This window comes from Litoribacter ruber, assembly GCF_018500185.1.
Lineage (GTDB): Bacteria > Bacteroidota > Bacteroidia > Cytophagales > Cyclobacteriaceae > Litoribacter > Litoribacter ruber.
In genome coordinates, this window is record NZ_JAHBGI010000006.1 from 161,095 (window position 1) to 181,192 (window position 20,098).

15 protein-coding genes are annotated in these 20,098 nt (G+C 42.8%); 8 read left to right on the top strand and 7 right to left on the bottom strand.

The features are described 5' to 3' along the window. Positions 1-5: 5 nt before the first annotated feature. The 3 genes from KIH41_RS10865 to KIH41_RS10875 form a co-directional block, all read right to left on the bottom strand. On the bottom strand, positions 6-1,073 hold the full coding sequence (locus KIH41_RS10865) for an agmatinase family protein (RefSeq protein WP_214162395.1): 1,068 nt from the start codon (positions 1,071-1,073) through the stop codon (positions 6-8). A gap of 3 nt (positions 1,074-1,076) precedes the next feature. Next, complete coding sequence (speE, locus tag KIH41_RS10870; protein WP_213945944.1) at positions 1,077-2,357, bottom strand: polyamine aminopropyltransferase; 1,281 nt, start codon at positions 2,355-2,357, stop codon at positions 1,077-1,079. A 97-nt stretch (positions 2,358-2,454) separates the two neighbouring features. After that, entirely contained in the window at positions 2,455-2,931 is a 477-nt protein-coding gene (locus KIH41_RS10875; protein ID WP_214162396.1) for a SixA phosphatase family protein, read from the bottom strand. A 151-nt stretch (positions 2,932-3,082) separates the two neighbouring features. Here KIH41_RS10875 and topA point away from each other — a divergent pair, with 151 nt between their 5' ends. From topA to KIH41_RS10895, 4 genes are all read left to right on the top strand, one after another. Beyond that, positions 3,083-5,404, top strand: a complete 2,322-nt coding sequence (gene topA / locus KIH41_RS10880; protein WP_213945946.1) for a type I DNA topoisomerase — start codon at positions 3,083-3,085, stop codon at positions 5,402-5,404. A gap of 161 nt (positions 5,405-5,565) precedes the next feature. Then, a complete protein-coding gene (locus KIH41_RS10885) occupies positions 5,566-6,477 on the top strand; it encodes a hypothetical protein (RefSeq protein WP_213945947.1) in 912 nt (303 codons plus the stop codon). Beyond that, complete coding sequence (locus tag KIH41_RS10890; RefSeq protein ID WP_213945948.1) at positions 6,474-7,166, top strand: SIR2 family NAD-dependent protein deacylase; 693 nt, start codon at positions 6,474-6,476, stop codon at positions 7,164-7,166. The genes KIH41_RS10885 and KIH41_RS10890 overlap by 4 nt, the downstream gene beginning before the upstream one ends. A gap of 15 nt (positions 7,167-7,181) precedes the next feature. After that, on the top strand, positions 7,182-7,625 hold the full coding sequence (locus KIH41_RS10895; protein ID WP_214162397.1) for an OsmC family protein: 444 nt from the start codon (positions 7,182-7,184) through the stop codon (positions 7,623-7,625). A gap of 45 nt (positions 7,626-7,670) precedes the next feature. On the opposite strand, the gene KIH41_RS10900 is transcribed toward KIH41_RS10895, so the two are convergent. Then, positions 7,671-8,462, bottom strand: a complete 792-nt coding sequence (locus tag KIH41_RS10900; RefSeq protein ID WP_213945950.1) for a hypothetical protein — start codon at positions 8,460-8,462, stop codon at positions 7,671-7,673. A gap of 551 nt (positions 8,463-9,013) precedes the next feature. On the opposite strand from KIH41_RS10900, the gene KIH41_RS10905 reads away from it, so the two are divergent. Further along, positions 9,014-13,111, top strand: coding sequence for a response regulator (locus KIH41_RS10905; protein WP_214162398.1), 4,098 nt, complete (start codon positions 9,014-9,016; stop codon positions 13,109-13,111). Between the two features lie 54 nt (positions 13,112-13,165). Beyond that, on the top strand, positions 13,166-14,290 hold the full coding sequence (locus KIH41_RS10910) for a pyridoxal phosphate-dependent aminotransferase (RefSeq protein ID WP_214162399.1): 1,125 nt from the start codon (positions 13,166-13,168) through the stop codon (positions 14,288-14,290). On the opposite strand, the gene KIH41_RS10915 is transcribed toward KIH41_RS10910, so the two are convergent. After that, positions 14,287-15,672, bottom strand: coding sequence for an exonuclease domain-containing protein (locus KIH41_RS10915; protein ID WP_246539084.1), 1,386 nt, complete (start codon positions 15,670-15,672; stop codon positions 14,287-14,289). The two genes, KIH41_RS10910 and KIH41_RS10915, sit on opposite strands and share 4 nt — an antisense overlap. A 100-nt stretch (positions 15,673-15,772) precedes the next feature. On the opposite strand from KIH41_RS10915, the gene KIH41_RS10920 reads away from it, so the two are divergent. Then, complete coding sequence (locus tag KIH41_RS10920) at positions 15,773-16,330, top strand: DinB family protein (protein WP_214162400.1); 558 nt, start codon at positions 15,773-15,775, stop codon at positions 16,328-16,330. Between the two features lie 15 nt (positions 16,331-16,345). On the opposite strand, the gene KIH41_RS10925 is transcribed toward KIH41_RS10920, so the two are convergent. Next, a complete protein-coding gene (locus KIH41_RS10925; RefSeq protein ID WP_214162401.1) occupies positions 16,346-18,022 on the bottom strand; it encodes an AMP-binding protein in 1,677 nt (558 codons plus the stop codon). A gap of 142 nt (positions 18,023-18,164) precedes the next feature. Further along, entirely contained in the window at positions 18,165-19,322 is a 1,158-nt protein-coding gene (locus tag KIH41_RS10930; RefSeq protein WP_213945955.1) for an acyl-CoA dehydrogenase family protein, read from the bottom strand. A 117-nt stretch (positions 19,323-19,439) separates the two neighbouring features. On the opposite strand from KIH41_RS10930, the gene KIH41_RS10935 reads away from it, so the two are divergent. Continuing rightward, on the top strand, positions 19,440-20,090 hold the full coding sequence (locus KIH41_RS10935; RefSeq protein WP_214162402.1) for an HAD family hydrolase: 651 nt from the start codon (positions 19,440-19,442) through the stop codon (positions 20,088-20,090). Positions 20,091-20,098: the final 8 nt, after the last annotated feature.

Genomic DNA, 20,098 nt, shown 5'->3' on the forward strand with positions numbered 1-20,098 from the left:
AAAGGTTATTTAAAACTCAATCTTTTTTGTGACACACCGTAAAGATTGCACATTCTGTACAATACTCTAGCACCCACATTGCCGTCCCATTCATCCTCACCTGGCCCCGGTGCCACTTCCACAAGGTCAAAACCGACAATCTCCTTCCCGGCTCTCACTACTTGCTTCATCAGGTACAGCACTTCCTCCAATTCAAAACCGCCAGCAACTGGCGTTCCTGTGTTTGGACAAAGTTTTGGGTCCAGACCATCAATATCGATGGTGATATAAACTTTATCCGGCAATTCCCGGATGATATCATCACAGATTGACCTCCAGTTTTTTCCTTCATACAATGCCTCCTTGATGGATTTGTCATAGAAAGTACTGATTTTCTTATTACTTTGAGCCAATTCAGCTTCTGCTTCACAATAATCTCTGATCCCAACCTGCACCAATTTGCTGACTTGGGAATATTTTAAAGCATTGTAAGAAATGGAAGCATGGCTGTACTCAAAGTTTTCATAGGCCACCCTCAAATCAGCATGGGCATCGATCTGGAGAATACCAAAGGAGTCATGCTCCTCAGATAGCGCCTTGATCATGCCAAGCGGGGTGCTATGATCACCTCCCAGAAGAGCGACCAACTTACCTTGGGACTTGTATTTTTTAACGGTGTCGTAAACCCAGGCATTCATTTCTTCACAGGCTGTATTAATTAGGTCTGGAACGGCAGAGAATCTTTCCTGATCCTGCTCAGGTGATCCTTCTTCCAAAAACTTAATATAGTTGGATGACAGGATTCTATAATTGTTGCTTGAAACTTTAATATGGTCAGGAATCGGAATCATATGGATCCCCATCTTCCAGGCATCATTAATGTCATCTTGGTAGAGATCCAACTGAGGCGAGGCTGCCAATACCGCTTCCGGACCATCAGCAGTACCTGGGTTGTAGGACACTGTCACCTCCCAAGGCACAGGAACCACGATTAATTCGGCTGTATTTTCATCAAAAGGCAACCCAAAAAGAGTTCCCCCTTCTCCAACCCCATTAGGATCAAAACTGTCAATTATTTGAGATTTTGCAGACATAGACTAGGATTTTGGCTGTATCATTTTCTGAACAAAGTTAGGCAGCACAAATGCGGCCTGGTGGATTTCAGGATTGTAGTAATTCAAGTCAAAGGAAGGAAGCAACGCCTGTGCCTTTTCCTGAACTTGTTTTGGAGAGCAGTCGCCTTTGGCACTGTAAGAGAAAGACCACATACCTGTAGGATAAGTAGGGATGTGTACTAAGTAACAATGTACATTCTCCTTTCCGAAAATTCCTCTATAGCAATCGTAAATTTCCACAAAGACTTTCTCGTTGAAACGTGGGGACTCTGACTGGGTCACCATGATGCCGTCTTTTTTAAGAATTCTGTGCACTTGGGTGTAAAATTCAGCGGTGAACAAGCCTTCTCCAGGACCCACTGGGTCAGTACTGTCCACCAACACTATATCGAAAGACTCGTCAGCAGCTTCATTCACATACTTGATTCCGTCTTCGATCTTAAGGTTCAATTTGGGATGGTCAAAGGATGCTGCGATGCTAGGCAAAAACTCTTTGGAAGCCTCCACTACTTTTTCGTCGATTTCCACCATCACCACTTCCTCAAGTTGTTCATATTTCAGGATTTCTCTGGCCGTTCCACCATCTCCTCCACCGATAATCAATACCCGCTTAGGATCTGGATGCGTTTGCATCGGCACGTGCGAAATCATCTCGTGATACACATACTCATCCTTTTCGGTGGTCATTACCATCCCATCTAGGGTCAGCATGTTTCCATAAGCAAAGGTTTTGTAAACTTCCACTTTTTGAAACTCAGATTCCTGTTCGTACAATTTACCGTCATGCTTCAAAGACAAAGCAATGTTGTCGTTTCTTTCGGTAAACCACACGTTTTTGGTTCTCATCGGACCGCCTTCTTCAGAGGATTTTTCATCACGCATCTGGTTGATGTCAAAATCCTTGTGTGTAAGCAATGCCATCTCTCCTCTTCTTAGCTCGACAGCCGATCCGTGGGCTGCTTCAAAAGCTTTTTTCAAATAGTTATAAGAAACCCATGGGTTAACTGTTTCCCCGCAGGTAAACAAATCCACGGATGCATATCCAAACTCTGGCCAGGTGTGAATCGCCAAGTGGCTTTCCTGGATCACTACTACCCCCGACACTCCATAAGGCGAGAAGTGGTGGAAAGTGGAGTTAATTATTGTGGCGCTTGCCTCCTCGGCCGCCTCTTCCATACTGTTCTGAATATGTACCACATCATTGAGAATTTCCGGATTACAGTCGTAAAATTCTACAATGATATGCCGTCCTAATGCGCTCATAACTGCTATTTTATATTTTTTCTAAAGTTTTAACCTCGCAAAAAAAATAAAATTTTGCGTCTAATTAAAGAATTATATTCTTTCCTTGGCAAATTATCTATTGGACCACCTCCAATACGGACCCGCAATTACCTGATATATAGGACCATTTTTCAATATGCAGCTCCATTATCACACAGGTGCCCGGCTGCAGGTAATATAAGGGCTGGTCGGTGAGGTAATTGACTAATTCCATCAGGCCGGGATTGTGCCCCACCAGCATCAGCTTGGATACATCGTCCCCCACGGATTGTACTACCTTGATTAGATTGGACAAGGAACTTTCATAGACACTTTCCTTTTTAATAATCGATGAAGCCGAAAAATGTTCCTGTATAATTTGAGCGGTCTGGGTCGTCCGGACAGCCGGACTATGGATCAAAAGTTCAGGCTTGGAATATTGTACGCTCAGAGATTTTCCCACCCGTTGAATATCCATTTGACCATTTGGAGTAAGATTTCTCTTGAAATCCTCGGAAAAACTTCCCCCATGTTCTGCTTCTCCGTGTCTTAAAATATAAATTAACTTTGTCATTGGTGTTTAAATAATTCATCTTTGCACATTATAGCAAATAATTGTGCCACAAAAAAGACCAAGGTCTGGGATTTGGACATGAAAAATATCAGGTCTAATTTTACATTTTTATTGTGGCCTCCCAAAAGACCAGTAATTAAACCATAAACTTATGCCAAAAAATCTAGTCATAGTCGAGTCACCTGCCAAAGCCAAAACCATTGAAGGCTATCTGGGCAAGGACTTCAAAGTAGCCTCAAGCTACGGTCACGTCCGTGATCTCCCCAAAGGTGATAAGGCCATTGATATAAAGAATAAGTTCAAGCCCACCTATGAGGTCACTCCGGACAAGAAGGAAGTGATCAAACAGCTTAAAGGCTTGGTCAAGGATGCAGAGACCATCTACCTAGCGAGTGACGACGACCGCGAAGGAGAAGCTATCAGCTGGCATTTGAAAGAAGTATTGAAACTTAAGGATGAGGCTACCAAAAGAATTGTCTTTAGGGAGATCACCAAAAACGCCATCTCAAAGGCGATAGAAAATCCACGCACCATTGATATTGACTTGGTGAATGCACAGCAGGCAAGGAGAATACTCGATAGGCTGGTGGGGTTTGAGCTTTCCCCTGTATTGTGGAAAAAAATCAAAGCAGGCCTTTCCGCCGGCCGGGTGCAGTCCGTAGCCGTGAGGTTCATAGTGGAAAGGGAGCGGGAAATCGACAAGTTCAAGGCAAAAGCCGCCTATAGAATCACCGCTCAGTTTTTAGTGGATGGCAAACCACTTTCTGCTGAATTACCCAAGAAATTTGACACCGAGGAGGAGGCTGAGCAATTTTTGCAAACCTGCCTCAACGCAGAGTTTTCCATCAAAAACCTGGAGAAAAAACCTGCCAAAAAGACCCCGGCACCCCCTTTTACCACCTCCACCCTTCAGCAGGAAGCGAGTAGAAAAATGGGTTTCTCGGTAGCACAGACCATGAGCGTGGCCCAAAAGCTATATGAATCAGGTAAGATCACCTATATGCGTACCGATAGCGTGAACCTTTCCGAAGAAGCCATGCAGAAGGCTCAGAATGAGATCCAAAGTGCCTATGGAAAAGAATTCCATAAAGCCAGAAAATACAGCAGCAAGTCGGAAGGGGCCCAAGAGGCCCACGAAGCCATCAGGCCGACTAATTTTACCGAGCATGATGCCGGAAACGACCGGAATGAGCAGAGACTTTACGAATTGATCTGGAAAAGAGCAATTGCCTCCCAGATGGCCGATGCCCAATTGGAAAAAACCAATGTCACCATTGGCATCTCCAATGCCGAACAGACCCTTTCCGCAAGCGGTGAGGTGATCAAGTTTGAGGGTTTCCTGAAAGTGTACCTAGAAAGTACCGATGATGAGCCTGAAGAAGAGGAAAGCACCAACAAGGGTCTTTTGCCTCCATTAGCGATCGGCCAGCAGCTTGACTTGGTGGAAATGAAGGCAAAGCAGACCTTTACAAGGCCACCGGCCAGATATACGGAAGCTTCCTTGGTAAAGAAACTGGAAGAAATGGGTATTGGGCGACCATCTACATATGCCCCGACCATTTCCACCATACAGAAAAGAAACTATGTAATCAAGGAGTCCAGAGATGGTACGCCAAGGGATTATGTAGAAATGAAAATCAGTAACGGCAAGTTTGCAAAAGCCACCAAGACCGAAAACGCAGGCTCCGACAAAAACAAACTGTTCCCTACCAATATTGCTATGGTGGTAAATGACTTCTTGGTAGAGCATTTCCCCAATGTAATTGATTACACTTTCACCGCAAGGGTGGAAAAAGAGTTTGACGACATTGCCCAAGGCAAGCAGGAGTGGGAAGAGATGATCGAAAACTTCTACTCAGTCTTCCACAGCAAAGTAGAGCAAACTGAAAATGTAAGCCGAGCGGATGTCAATTCCAGTAGGGAACTGGGTACCGACCCCAAGACCGGAAAACCTATCATTGCCAGACTTGGAAAATTCGGACCTCTTGTTCAGATTGGAGATCAAGAAGATGAAGAGAAACAATTTGCCAGTTTAAAAAAAGGACAGTTTATCGAAAACATCACACTTGAAGATGCGCTTGAACTATTCAAGTTGCCGAGAGATGTTGGTCATTTTGAAGATAAAAAAATTGTTGCGGCAATTGGACGCTTTGGCCCATATATCAGACACGACGGTAAGTTTGTTTCATTAGGCAAAGAATTGGATCCGTTGAGCATCACCGAGGATGAGGCCATTGAGCTCATCAAAGATAAGAGAGAGGCGGATGCTAAAAAACATATCAAAACCTTCGAGGAAAATCCCGAAATACAGATATTAAATGGCCGTTGGGGACCTTATATAAAGTTTAACAAGAATAATTATAAGATCCCGAAGGATAAGGAAGCTGAAAACCTAACCTATGAGGAAACCCTTCACATCATAGAAAACCAGCCTGAAAAGAAAAAAGGGCGGTTTGCAAAAAAGAAAAAATAATCAAAGCTTCCCCGATTGGGGAAGCTTTTTTCATATTAGCGCTTTGTTGGAATGCCTATTGCTTTTTATAAAATTTAATTTTGACTTTTTCCAATACACTTATGCAACTCTACTATATAATCATTCTTATTTGCTCGCTTGCCGGTTTGGGGTGGACTTTTATGGCTTATAAAAAAAGGGACCGGGTAGAAGTTAAAGAAGATGACCCGAGAGACCACATTAGAGGGATGTACTTTTTAAAAATCCCCTATGAGAAAATCATTATAGGTTTCTTTGCCTTCACAGCTTTGGTTTACACCGTCAAACTTTTTGTGCAGGCCTTTATAAATCACCTGGATTTGGCCATGTTTATGGTTTCAATGGCTATTGTATTGCTCTTGGTTTACAAGATCCTGATGAGTTTTACAGCGGTGGCAGAGTTTCAATGGAGCTCGGTCGGAATGCTGGTGTTAAATGGGGTTATAAGCTTTTTCATTTATCAGCAGATGACCGGAGTGATCGAGCTTTTTCAGGAAGCGAGGGAATATACCCTCACAGTACATTTGCTGGGCATGGTGCTTGGTCTGGGCGGAACCACAGTTATAGACATCATGATTTTCCATTTCCTGCGAAATTTCAAAATCAATAATCAAGAGGCGGTAATCATGCACCTCATCAGCCAAATCATCATCATTGGCTTGATTCTGCTTATCGTAAGTGGGGTCGCATTGTTCTTAACCGATATCGAGGGATATTTATCCAATGACAGGTTCATGATGAAAATGACCGTTATGGTTGTGGTGATATTAAATGGGGGTGTCCTAAACCTATATATTACGCCAGCCTTGGAGGAAATCAGCTTGCTTAAAAAAGACCTTCAGAAAAATAATACCTTGAAGAAAACCTCCTTCGCCGTAGGGGCCATCAGCATGCTGTCCTGGTATTCGGCATTCTTTTTTGCCATGATCAAAGATTTAAGCTATTTTTCCTATGTGGCGCTGTTAATCCCCTACCTGCTCTTTCTGGGCCTGGCCATAGGGATCAGCCAGTTTGCCAAAAAACAGATGGAGAAAAAAGTCTTGAACCAATCATGAAAAAACTAGTAGTACTGACAGGGGCAGGGATTTCGGCAGAGAGCGGAATCCAGACTTTTAGGGATTCCAACGGCCTCTGGGAAGGCCATGACGTCATGGAGGTGGCCACACCTGAAGGCTGGAAAAAGAATCCTGAATTGGTATTGGAATTTTATAACCAAAGAAGGAGGCAGGCATCCACTGTCAAACCCAATGCGGCGCATTACCACCTGGCAGAATTAGAGAAACATTTTGATGTGACCATTGTTACTCAGAATATTGATCCGCTTCATGAAATGGCCGGATCCAAAAAGGTGGTTCACCTGCATGGCGAGTTGTTCAAAAGCCAAAGCTCATTGGATCCTAGCCTTGTTTATGATATTGAGGGCTGGGAACTGAAGAAGGGCGACAAGTGTGAGAAAGGCTCACAACTTAGGCCCTTTGTGGTGTGGTTTGGGGAACCTGTCTTGAAAATGGAAGAAGCAATTGAGATCGCCGCTGAGGCCGATATTTTTGCCATCATTGGAACGAGTCTGGTCGTTTATCCTGCCGCCAGCTTGATTGGGTATACCAAACCAGAAATAAGCAAATACATTGTCGACATCAAGGTCCCACATGTTGGCTTTGTGGAAAATTTGACAGCCATCGAAAGTACCGCAAGTCAGGGTACGGGAAAATTAAAGGAAATTTTAATCAACAACGAACTATAAAACCACTCAAATTCTATGAAAAGAAAAGCAACATCCATTTGGAAAGGCAACGGCTTGGAAGGAAAAGGTCACCTCTCCTCCCCCAGCGGATTTTTCGACAATACACCCTATACCACCAAATCACGTTTTAAAAACGAGGATGGCAAGTTGGGCACGAACCCTGAAGAACTATTGGCTGCAGCCCATGCTGGGTGCTTTAACATGGCCTTGAGTTTTCAGGTAGCCAACAAAGGCTTTGACGCAGACGAACTGCACACGGTCGCCACAGTCACCATTGACAAGGAGCAGGGAAGCGATGATTTTGGCATTCAGGAAATTCATTTAAAGCTCAAAGGCAAAGTGAAAGGTATGAGCAAGGAGGATTTTGAAGTTGTAGCCAGAGTAGCAAAGGACAACTGCCCCATTAGCAAAGCTCTAAAAGCGGTGCCTATATCCCTTGATATTGAATTTGAAGGTTAAAAATAATAAAGGCCAGTCCCATAATCATGGAACTGGCCTTTTTAATTATCTCACCACTTTCTCCAAAGTAGCAAGATAGACCCATTTTTGATCTCTGGATTGAAGTCCTCTCTCCACTGCTTGCTTATCTTCCTCGGAAGCCTCTAAATCCTCATATTCCATAGAATTGAAAAACTGCAGGTAATCCCTGTAAAAATTCATTGTCATATGCGTTGACTTGGCTTCACTTCCAAAGGGAAGTGCGGTACGAAGCAGACGCCAGCCCCCCATCAAATCATTATCAATTCTTTTTTGGTGAAAAGGCTGAAAAACCTCCTTCTCGGCCGCCTCGTATTCTTCAAACCTTCCTTCTACGGCCTTCATCAAATCGAAGGAGGCCAACACCCCAGGCTTCATCTCAAATTCCGTATCCGTGCGGGCTATTTCTTCCATATAGGACCTCACCGCCAAGTCTCTACTGGTTTCGGCATCCTTTAGCATCTTGGTCAGTTGTTGCTCATTCAAGGTATCATACACCTCTTTACCGTACTCCACCAATTTATTCAGGGGGATACCGTTCATCATTTTGACTGGATCCTCATAATAGGTCACCGTGACATACTGGAATTCACCACTGTCGGTGCCGGATTTGAGAGACCAGAAATCCCATCCCGAGATATCGCCTTTTTCCACGGCTTTCTTATAGATGCGTTCCAAGAAATCCTTATGATCCATGTAATTGATCGTGTTTCCAGTTTCTACTTTCATAAACTCAAACACCATATACTTCTTCTCCTGTCCAAATACCAGAGCAGTATTGAAGCACAGGGCCAACAATAATAGGGTTAACTTTCTCATAGACGTATCCTTTAAAACACAAAACTTCTTAAAAACATACCTTTAATATAAGTATTTATTCGGTTTATGTAAAATTTAACAGAATAAATAATATTAATTTTTACATGAACAAACCAAATAACCTGCCAAAACCATTAACCACACAATCCTAAGCAGACTCCATTTCTGATTATAAATTGGCTTATTAATTCCAAAAATTAATTTTTGGCATAAATTTTATAATTATTTAAGGCTAGAATATGAGAAGTGAAAAATCAAAAGCCGATTAAAACTTGGTGCAACCGAGCATAGTGTATCATCCGTTTAAAAATTTGATTCTCAGGGTAGACAAACCGGATTCGGGAATTTAGAAAGAAAAAAAGGTATCATCCTATATTTTTGAGATTAAGAATAAAAGAAAAACCTTTTTATAGAAACGAATAGTTCTTATTTTAGCGAATTAATATAAATTTTCAAATTTTATATTTGATTATTGCAATAAAGATATTTCATAAAGATAGGACTTGGGAAGCAATTCAAAACCCTCTGATTATCAATTATATAATTCTGAAATGACCCATAATAATATTAACGAAACTGAAAGGTTGGAAACCCTCAAATCCTATGATGTGCTAGATTCACATTCAGAGAGTGAGTTTGATAGGCTGACCACAATAGCTTCTTTAACATGCCAAACCCCTATGGCGGTCATTTCTCTTATTGGAGAAAACAAGCAGATTTTTAGATCCACGGTTGGTGTCGAAATAAAGGAAACCGATATCCAGTGTATTTTTTGTTTAGAATGCATTAAACAAAAAGAACTCGTCATCTCTGAAGATGCTAGCAAGGATGAGCGCTTCAAAGACAATTCCCTAGTTACTGGACCTCCCCATATCCGTTTTTACACAGGCGTGCCCCTATTATCCCCAGAAGGCCATGTCCTGGGGACATTAAGCGTGATGGATGACAAGCCCAACAGCCTGGACGATAATCAAATCAAGGTTTTAAAACTTTTAGCCCAACAAGTTATCACGGCCATCCTGGATAACAGGAAGAGAAAACAACTCCAGCAATATGAGGCGCTTTTTAAGTCCTCGTTGGATATAATGACCATTGTAGATAAAGATGGCAAAAACCAAATAATCAACCAGGCCTATATGGACATCACTGGTTGGGATGAGGAGAAAATCAAAACTCAAGGTGAAACTATCGTTCACCCCGACGATGTGCCTAGAGCCTACAAGGAGTATGAGAAAATCCTAAAAGGTAAAAAAACTATTAACTACCTTCAGCGGACGCTTACTAAATCCGGAGAATATAAGACTATTCAATGGCATGCCAACAAAAACCCTGAGACAGGGGACGTTGTAGCTGTAGGCCGCGATGTAACTGAAGACCTTAAAACCAAAGCAGAACTTCAGCAACAGAAAGACTTTCTCAATTCAATTGTAGAAGGAATGTTGGAAGGCTTTGCCATGGCTGATAGAAGTGGCAAAAAGGTACGTGTAAATAAAGCCCTTTGTCAGATGACCGGCTTTACTGAAAAAGAACTTCTTGGCCAAACTCCGCCTTATAGCTATTGGCCTAAGGATATGCAGAAGAAAAATAGCTACTACTTCACCAAGGCCATAAAAGGCGAGCTGGATGAAAATGTATTTGAGCTTGTTTACCAAAAAAAGAACGGTGAAAGATTCCCTGTATTGGTAAATACCTCTGTTATCCAAGACCCCTCTACCAAGGAAAAATTTGTTTTTGCTACGGTACAAAACATATCGGCTACCAAAAGGACCGAGCAGAAACTTCTGGTGACTCAAAAAATGATGGAGCAGACCAATCGTGTCGCTCATGTCGGGGGCTGGGACGTGGATTTAGAAACCAACACCACCTATTGGTCAGATATTACCAGAGAAATTCATGAGGTCCCTGATGACTTCAACGTGACTCTTGAGGCTGGACTCAACTTTTACAGACCGGGACGCTCACTGGAAACGATTAAGGAACATTGGAAAAAAGCAGAAGAAGAAGGGGTTCCTTTTGATTTGGAGCTCGAAATTATCACCTATAAAGGAAAATATAAATGGATACGGACCAAATGCCAGTGTGAGAAATTGCATGGGAAAGTGACCCGTATTTATGGAACTTTCCAGGATATCACCGGTAAGAAAAAGTCGGAGTTTGAAATTGAAAACAAGGAAAAGATGCTTAAAGGTATCTCCTTGGCTACCGACCAGCTATTATCCAACCGAAAATTTGAGGATGCTATAGAACGTTCTCTTAAGATTTTGGGGCAAACCGTGGAAGTTGGCAGAGTTTATCTTTTTGAAAACTCAAAAAATGAAAACGGGGAATTGGTAGCCTCCCAAACTTTTGAATATGCTGCGGATGATTGTTCCCCTCAATTTGAAAATCAGGATCTACAGGACATTTACCACAAGGACTTCGAGGATTTTTTCCAGCCCTTGAGTCAAAATAAAGTCTTTTTAGCGAAAATAAGTGATATTCAGGACAAGCCGCAATTGAAGGAATTTTTGGATATGCAGGAAATCAAATCTATCCTTGTTATTCCGATTTTCTATAGCGATAATTTCTGGGGCTTTATCGGATATGATGAATGTTATGAAGAAAGAGACTGGTCAGATGCGGAAATCTCACTTCTGAAGAGTTTTGCCAAGACCATTGCCAACGCTATTGAACGTAAAAACATGGACCTTTCCATGGAAAGAGCCATTGATCAGGCAAAATCTGCCAATATAGCCAAATCCGAATTTTTGGCCAACATGAGCCATGAAATCCGCACACCCCTGAATGGTATTATCGGGTTTACTGACTTGGTGATGAAAACCAATCTGGACCCAACCCAGTCCCAATATCTGGGAATCGTCAACAATTCTGCTAATGCACTATTGAGTATCATCAATGATATTTTGGATTTCTCTAAAATTGAAGCGGGTAAACTTGAATTGGACATCGAACGGTTTGATGTATATGAAATGGCTAGCCAAACGGCTGACATTATCAGTTACCAGGCCCAAAGCAAGTATTTAGAAATGCTATTGAACATTTCTCTGGATGTTCCAAGGTTTATTCATACAGACGAGGTGCGCATTAGGCAAGTACTCATCAACCTGCTTAGCAATGCCGTGAAATTCACGGAAGTAGGTGAAGTGGAATTGAAGATAGAGGTAATTGAATATCAAGATGAAGAATGTGTGCTCCGCTTTTTGGTAAGGGATACCGGAATTGGTATCAAAAGAGAAATGCAGGAAAAAATATTCGAGGCTTTCTCCCAGGAGGATGGCTCCACCACTAAAAAATACGGCGGTACAGGTCTGGGGCTTGCGATTTCAAACCAGCTTTTGGGACTGATGAGCAGCCATCTCAACTTGGAAAGTGAACATGGAAAAGGAAGTACATTCTACTTTGATTTAAGAGTAAAGGCAGATCAAGGTGAAAGCATTGAGTTTGAAGAGGTGGAAAACATTCAAAAAGCATTGGTCGTTGACGATAATGACAACAACAGAACCATCATTCACGAAATGTTGAGGCTGAAAGGTATTGACATCGAGGAGGCCTCCAGCGGATATGAGGCGTTACAGATGATGGGCACCAGGAATGACTTTGACGTCATTTTGATGGATTATCACATGCCTTATATGGATGGTCTGGAAACAATCCGCAAAATAAGAAGCAATTTCGGAACCCAAGCTGATGAGCAGCCTATTATTCTCTTATATAGTAGTTCTGACGATGAGCGCGTAATCAGAGAGTGTGAGGAACTACATGTCACCCAACGCTTGGTGAAGCCTATTAAGATGCACGACTTGTACAATTCCTTGGCAAAGCTTCACAAATCCGATGTCAAAAAGAAGAAGGAAATTGAAGAGTCTACTGCCGAGGCGAGCTTTGAGTCCAAATACAATGTTTTGATTGCCGAGGATAATCAGATCAACATGTTCTTAGCCAAAACAATCATTCAAAGGATTTTGCCTAACAGTACCATATTCGAAGCACCAAACGGCCAAATCGCCTTTGAACTCTACAAAACCAAGCAGCCGGATCTAATTATCCTGGATATTCAGATGCCAATCATGAACGGCTATGAAGTCACCGAAGCAATACGTAAGGCAGAATCAGGGACCAGGACTCCAATATTGGCACTTACTGCGGGCAATGTGAAGGGAGAAAAAGAAAAATGCCTCAATATTGGCATGGATGACTTTATTGCCAAGCCTGTAGTGGAAGAAACCTTGGAAATGGCCCTCCATAAATGGTTACCTTTGAATAAGGACAAAAAAGAAGAACCTGAACAGGTAACAGAAACAGAAGATATGAATAGCGAGCGATTTGATATTAAAGTGTTGGAGGGTTATGTGAAAAACAATCCAGACTTAATGCAGGCTTTTATGGATATTACCATTAAAGAGCTCGAAAATGCCAAAGTAGAGTTGAACGAAAGTCTTTCTCTACAAAATCTAGCTGATATCAATTCGGCCGGCCACAAACTGAAAGGTACAGCATCCTCTGCAGGTCTAAATTGGCTGTTTGAAATCGGACTGGAGCTTGAGGGACTCGACGAGTTTGATTACAGAAAGATCAAAATCCTGATTACAAAGGCTCAAAATGAAATTGATGAAGTCCTCACGCTATTGAAAGCAAAAAAAGAAGAATAGATAAAATTTGAGATTGAGAAGGGGAATTGTTAAATTAAAAACAAATCCTTAATCATGAAATTCAACAGAAGACAATGGTTAAGAAGCGCTGCCCTCACAGGTGGTGCTTCTTTAATTTCCGGCCTAGGCATTATCCCCAAACTTTCGGCCGAAGAGATAGCCAAATTCAACCCTCGCCCCTTAGAAGATCTCGCCCGACTGAGTTCAAATGAAAACCCCTATGGCCCTTCAAAAAAAGTCAGGGATAGGTTGTTCAAATCATTTGATGACGGGTGCCGGTACCCTTATAGCTACCAAAACGAACTTTTAGATAAACTAGCCGAAAGGGAAGGTGTGCCCAAAGACCATATCGTGATTACCGGAGGCTCTACTGAGGCTCTCAAAGTAGCCGGGATTACATTTACCCGCAATGGTGGAGAAATCATTGCCAGTAAACCCACCTTTCTTGCCATGATGAGTTATGCGCAGATGTGGGGTGCCGAAGTCAATTGGGTGGATGTGGATGAGAACCTGCAACATGATCTTGATGGTATGCAGAAAGCCATAAAACCTTCCACTAAAATGGTTTTTCTCTGCAACCCCAACAATCCAACGGGAACGCTTCTTCCCGCTGATGACTTTGAAAAATTCTGCAGGGAAACCTCCAAGCATACGACTGTATTTTCCGATGAAGCCTATTTTGAATTTATAGACGAGCCTAATTATCCCTCCATGGTCAAGTTGGTCAAAGAAGGCGAAAACATCATCGTAAGCCGTACCTTTTCCAAGGTTTTCGGCCTGGCTGGGCTAAGAATTGGCTACATAGTGGCCCGACCCGATTTGGCGCATAAAATTAGGGAAAATGTAGTGGCCTTCACCAATGTACTGGCGCTGGAAGCCGCAAAAGAAGCCTTGGATGATAAAGAGTTTTTTGAATTCAGCTTAAATAAAAACAAGGAAGCCAAGAGCACTATTTATCATACCCTAGATGATTTGGGGCTTCGCCATTTGGAAAGCCACACCAATTTTGTCTTTTTCGAAAGTGGGATGCATATAGACAAGCTGGTCGATCAAATGAAGGACAAAGGGGTTTTGATTGGCAGGGAATTCCCACCTTTCTCCAATTGGTGCAGAATTAGTACGGGGACGCCAGAGGAAATGGAAAGGTTTGACAAAGCATTGAGAAGTGTTTATACCTAGATCACCACCATATCCAACTTCTCCCTACTCAAAAATGACCTGAGGATCAGACCCGTTTCCAAAACGGGCTTGACCGGTGTAAGGTAATCCAAAATCGACTCTGCCTGCACCTCCATTTCTTGACTGATGAATCCATAGGCTTTTAGAATACCATTATCAAAAACAATGGCCGCATGTTCATCTCTGGTCCTACCGGCAGACTTAATGAGAAGCTGTTTCGACACTACTGTTCCTTGGTTGAGCCATTCTTCCATTTTGAGATTATAGGTCTCAGGGCTTTCTTTTCCAAGGCATGCCCCTTCGCATTTGCCAAGAGGATAGTCATAGCACTCATGGGCTGACTTCTGGATTCCCGCCAATTTGGGGCAAAAACCAAATGCCCTCACACCACTCTGAACTTCTGCCCAAGCCTCGGCATGGGAATAGAATGTCATAATTGGTTTTAAGGCCTTTTGGACCTTCCCTACCTGTATACGCTGATAGCCGTTTCCATCCTCATAGGTATAAATACCCCATGAATGGCTAGGACGTTTCTGGGCACGATTATATTTAGGCCACAGCCTTTTGATCTCCAAGGCTTCCAATAGCAAAGCCAAAAACTCACTGCCTGTTTCGGAGAAGCTCACATCATGAATTTCACTTTTGAGGTCATTTCGGCTTTTGCCGCCAAAATGCCCCTTAAACCTGGATTGAATATTATTGGCTTTGCCTACGTAGATAACTTCATTGGTCTGGTTGAAAAAATAATAAACTCCCGGCCGCTGGGGCAAGGCATCAAATTTCTCTTTGCTGATATGTGGAGGCAAAAAAGCTTCCCCAGAGTTTCTTTTCAGGGATTTATCGATAATGCTGCGATCCAATGAAAAAACCTGTTCAAAGAGAATGGCCGTAGCCGCAGCGTCGCCATAGGCCCGGTGCCTATCCGTGATCCGAATGCCTCTTGATTCGCAAAGCCTGCCCAGACTGTATGAAGAATATCCAGGAAATGCTTTTCTGCTCAAGCGTACCGTGCAAAGTTTTGGCCTCCGGAAGTTTAGGCCCACCTTTCCAAATTCATGGTGGAGAAAATTGTAATCAAAATTGACATTATGGGCCACAAAGATTTTATCCTCCAGAAGCTCATAAAGCTCCTCGGCAATTTCTGCAAAAGTCGGCGCATCCTGCACCATTTCATTATCTATACCTGTAAGGCCAGTGATAAAACCAGGCACTATCCGCAAGGGGTTGACCAAGGTCTGGTAGGTATCCAAAACCTGCTTACCATCATGCACGATCACAGCCACTTCAGTAATCCCTCCACGTTGGGCTGTGCCGCCTGTCGTCTCAATATCTACTATCGCAAAAACCATCTTCGAAAGTAACGTCAAGTATTTGTTAATCATTCGAAATGAGATAAGTTTTTTGATTCCAGTGACAGCAGTTGTCCATTTAAAAATTTTTGAACCGAATTTTGTAACTTTAGGCAACTAACCGAATAAACCAATGAGCCAAAAACCAACCGAATGGGTAGCGGAAATAGATCGCATTACTGCTAAGTTTGAAAGAGAATTTGCGGAAATGAGCCTAGAGCAAATTTATTGGAAACCCCACCCGGAAGTCTGGTCAATCGGGGAAAACATCCAGCACTTGATACAATTGAATTCTTCCTACTTCCCAATGTTTCAGGAGTTGAAGGATGGGAAATATCAGAAGCCCTGGTCGGGAAATTTCAGCTTTATTTATAACCTAATAGGAAATTCCATTTACAAATCGGTTTCGGATGGCAGAAAAAAGAAAATCAAAACTTTTGCCTCTTGGGAACCCAAAATAGGCGGTACCCATCAGGACATTGTCCAAAAATTCACCAAGCATCAGCAGGAATTAAAAAGTTGGATAACCAAATTGGCTCCACAGTTTGGCAAAAACGTGGTGATCAATTCTCCCATTAACAAGCTCTTGCCTTACACCTTGGATAAAGCCATGGATATCATAGTGGCCCACGAATACAGGCATTTCCAACAAGCCCTAGAGGTAAAAGAAGCCATAAAAAAAGCCCCATGACGGGGCTTTTTATTTTTAGGATTTGCCTTCGTGCATTTCCTTTATTTTTCTTCTAAGAATCTTTCCAACATTTGATTTCGGGAGTTCATTTACAAAATAAACCTCCTTTGGCACTTTGTAATTGGTCAGATGCTGCTTGGAATGGGCGATGACTTCTTTATCAGTTAGGCCGTTATCTTTAGGCACTACATAGGCCACCACCTTCTCGGTGGATTTATCATCGGCAATTCCTATGACACCTACTTCCAAAACTTTGTCATGGGCAGCAATTACATCTTCCACTTCATTTGGATACACGTTGAAACCGGAGACAAGAATCATTTCCTTTTTTCTGTCCACTATCTTCACGAAGCCGTCTGCCTCAATGATCCCGATGTCACCAGTTTTGAACCAATCTCCGTCGAAAACCTGCTTGGTTTCCTCAGGCTTGTTCCAATAGCCGCGCATCACTTGAGGTCCTTTGATGCAAAGTTCCCCCTTCTCCCCTATTGGCACCTCATTGCCATCATCATCAATGGCCTTGATTTGCGTATTAGGAAGCGGAACCCCGATAGACCCAATGCGCTCGGTCCCATCGATTGGGTTACAGGTCGCGACTGGCGAAGTTTCAGTCAGTCCATACCCTTCGGCAATTGGCACTCCGGTCACTTTTTTCCATTTTTCAGCCACAGCTTTCTGCACGGCCATCCCGCCACCTACAGCAACACGCAATGAGCTGAAGTCCAGGTTTCGGAAAGCCTCCTGATTCAAAAGACCGTTATAGAGCGTATTCACGCCTGTAATTACACTGAATTTGTGCTTGCTCATTTCCTTGATAAAGGCCGGCATGTCTCGTGGGTTGGTGATCAACACATTGTGTGCACCTATTTTGAGCATGGCCAGACAGTTAACCGTCAAGGCGAAAATATGGTAAAGGGGAAGGGCAGTGATGACCGTTTCCCGGTTTTCCTTCAGCTTTGGTGTCATCCATGCCGAAATTTGCTGCATATTGGCAATGATGTTGGCATGGGTCAGTTCAGCTCCCTTAGACACACCTGTCGTCCCGCCGGTATACTGCAGAAATGCCGCGTCACTTGCCACCATTTCCTCATGGCGGAAAGACATCGAGGCACCTTTGCTGAAAGCATTCTTCAAATTCAAGGCACCGTCAATCTGATAGGGTGGCACCATTTTCTTGATATGCTTGACCACAAAGTTTACGATGCCTCCCTTAAGCCCACCTAGCATATCCCCAATCTGGGAAATGATAATGTGCTTGGCCTTGATTTCACCCCTGATTTTCTGAAGATTGGAGGCAAAGTTTGCCAAAATCACGATGGTATCCACTTGGGCATCATTAAACTGATGCTTCATTTCACTCGGGGTGTAAAGCGGGTTGGTGTTTACCACAATCATCCCCGCCCGGAGGGCTCCGAACATCACGATGGGATATTGCAGCAAGTTGGGCATTTGGATGGCTATCCTATCCCCTTTTTTCATTTTGAGCTCATTCTGAAGATAGGCTGCGAAATTTTTGGAGAGTTCGTCTACCTGCTTAAAAGTGAGCGTTTTGCCCATACATTCATAGGCTATTCCATTTCCATATTTTTTGACGCTTTCCTCAAAAAGGTCGACCAAACTGTTGTAAGCATTTACATCTACTTCTTTGACCACGGAGGGTGGATATTGCTTAAACCACGGGAAATCTTGCATATTCTTAGTTATTTGGATTTACTTAATTTAAGTTCAGTTTTATTATTTTATACTAATATAAAATAAAACTTGTGTTAAAAAAAAGAAAACCACTTTTCCTACTACAGAAAAGTGGTTTTGAAACACTCTATGGTTTTTCAAGTTATGCCAGTATTTTTCTGGCTATCAGCTCTTTCATTATTTCATTTGTACCGGCATAAATCCGCTGCACACGGGCATCGGCATAGGCCCGCGCTACAGGGTATTCCCACATGTATCCATAGCCGCCGTGAAGCTGCACGCATTCATCCGCCACTTGACATTGAAGGTCGGTCATCATCATTTTGGCGGCAGAAGACATGGCCGCATCCACTTTCTTATCATTGTGCAACACCACCAATTGATCGCAATAAATCCTTGCCTGTTCTAGCTTGGCTGCCATCTCGGCAAGTTTAAACCTGGTATTTTGAAAATCAGCAACGGTTTTGCCAAAAGCAGGACGGCTTTTCACATACTCAATAGTTGAATTGAGGGTAAATTCAGCCAAAGACAATGCTGCAAGGGCCACAATTAGCCTTTCTTGTGCAAGTTCGGTCATCAGGTATTTGAAACCTTCACCGGTTTTTCCCATAAGGTTTTCTTTGGGCACCTTCACATCTTCGAAGAATAGTTCGCAGGTATCCTGAGCGTGTAGCCCCACTTTTTCAAAGGGAACCCCCTTGGTAAAACCTTGCATATCTTTGTCCACTAAAAACAGACTAATTCCCTTGGCTCCTAGTGTAGGGTCAGTTTTGGCCGCCACTACTACCACATCGGCCAAATAGCCATTTGTGATAAAAGTTTTGGTGCCGTTGATCAAGTAATGATCGCCTTTATCCTCGGCAGTAGCCCGGATGCTCTGAAGGTCACTTCCCGCGCCTGGCTCTGTCATGGCCACAGCCGAAATGTATTCCCCAGAGATCATCTTTGGGACATATTTCTCCTTGGCTTCTTGAGTGGCGTAGTGAAGCACATAGGGGAAAACAATATCATTGTGCAGCGGATAGCCAATCGCCGGCCCCGCACAGCCGCTCAATCCCAGTTCTTCGGTAAAGATGGCGTTGTACCTAAAATCCTGGATGTCCAATCCACCAAATTCCTCCGGAGCCTGGATACATAGAAATCCGTTTTCCCCAAGTTTCAACCAAGACTCCCGGGACACCATTTTATTGTTTTCCCAATCCAAATTGTTGGGCGTAATTTCCTTGGCAATAAAATCTCTCAAAGACTGTCGGAACATGTCATGCTCCTCATTGAAAATAGTTCTAGGCAATTTTTGCATTATATTTCGGGTTTATCTTTATCTAAACAGAATAATATTCAAATCAACAATATGATTTTCACCATTGACTTTGTAATATAGTAGAATTATATAAAATTTAAAAAATTAATTTGGATCATGGGCATCAAAGGAGTCATTTTTGACATGGACGGGGTAATACTGAACAACCACCAATTTCACGTGGATGCATGGAAGCAGTTTATCGCAGACCACGGCAAGACAATCACCGATGAGGAGTTTTCAGCAAACTTCAATGGGCGGACTACCGGGCAGGCCTTAAAATACCTTTTCCCAGAAATTACTTCGGAAGAAATCGAAACCTTAAAAGAGGAAAAAGAAAGTCTATACAGGAACTTGATTTTGCCTACACTCAAAGAAACCGAGGGGCTGACTGATTTTTTGAAACAGTTGAAAGAAAAGGGATACAAAACGGCTGTTGCCACCTCTGCTTATCCCGCCAATGTGGAGTTCACACTTTCGAAACTGGGCCTTCACTCCTATTTTGACTCCATTTTGGATGAGACCTTTGTGAAGCACGGTAAGCCAGACCCGGAAATTTACTCCAAAACCATTGCAGCATTGGGCCTTGAGCCCGGGGAATGCGTGGTGTTTGAGGACAGTTTTTCCGGAATAGAATCAGGCCAGCGTGCAGGGACGGAAGTGATCGGCGTAGTGGGCACCGAAACTGAGGAGAACCTGAAAAAAGTGGTCAAAAGCACTGTCCTAAATTTTGTTAACTTTGAATTTTCCCTTTTGAATAAAGATTAAATCAATAA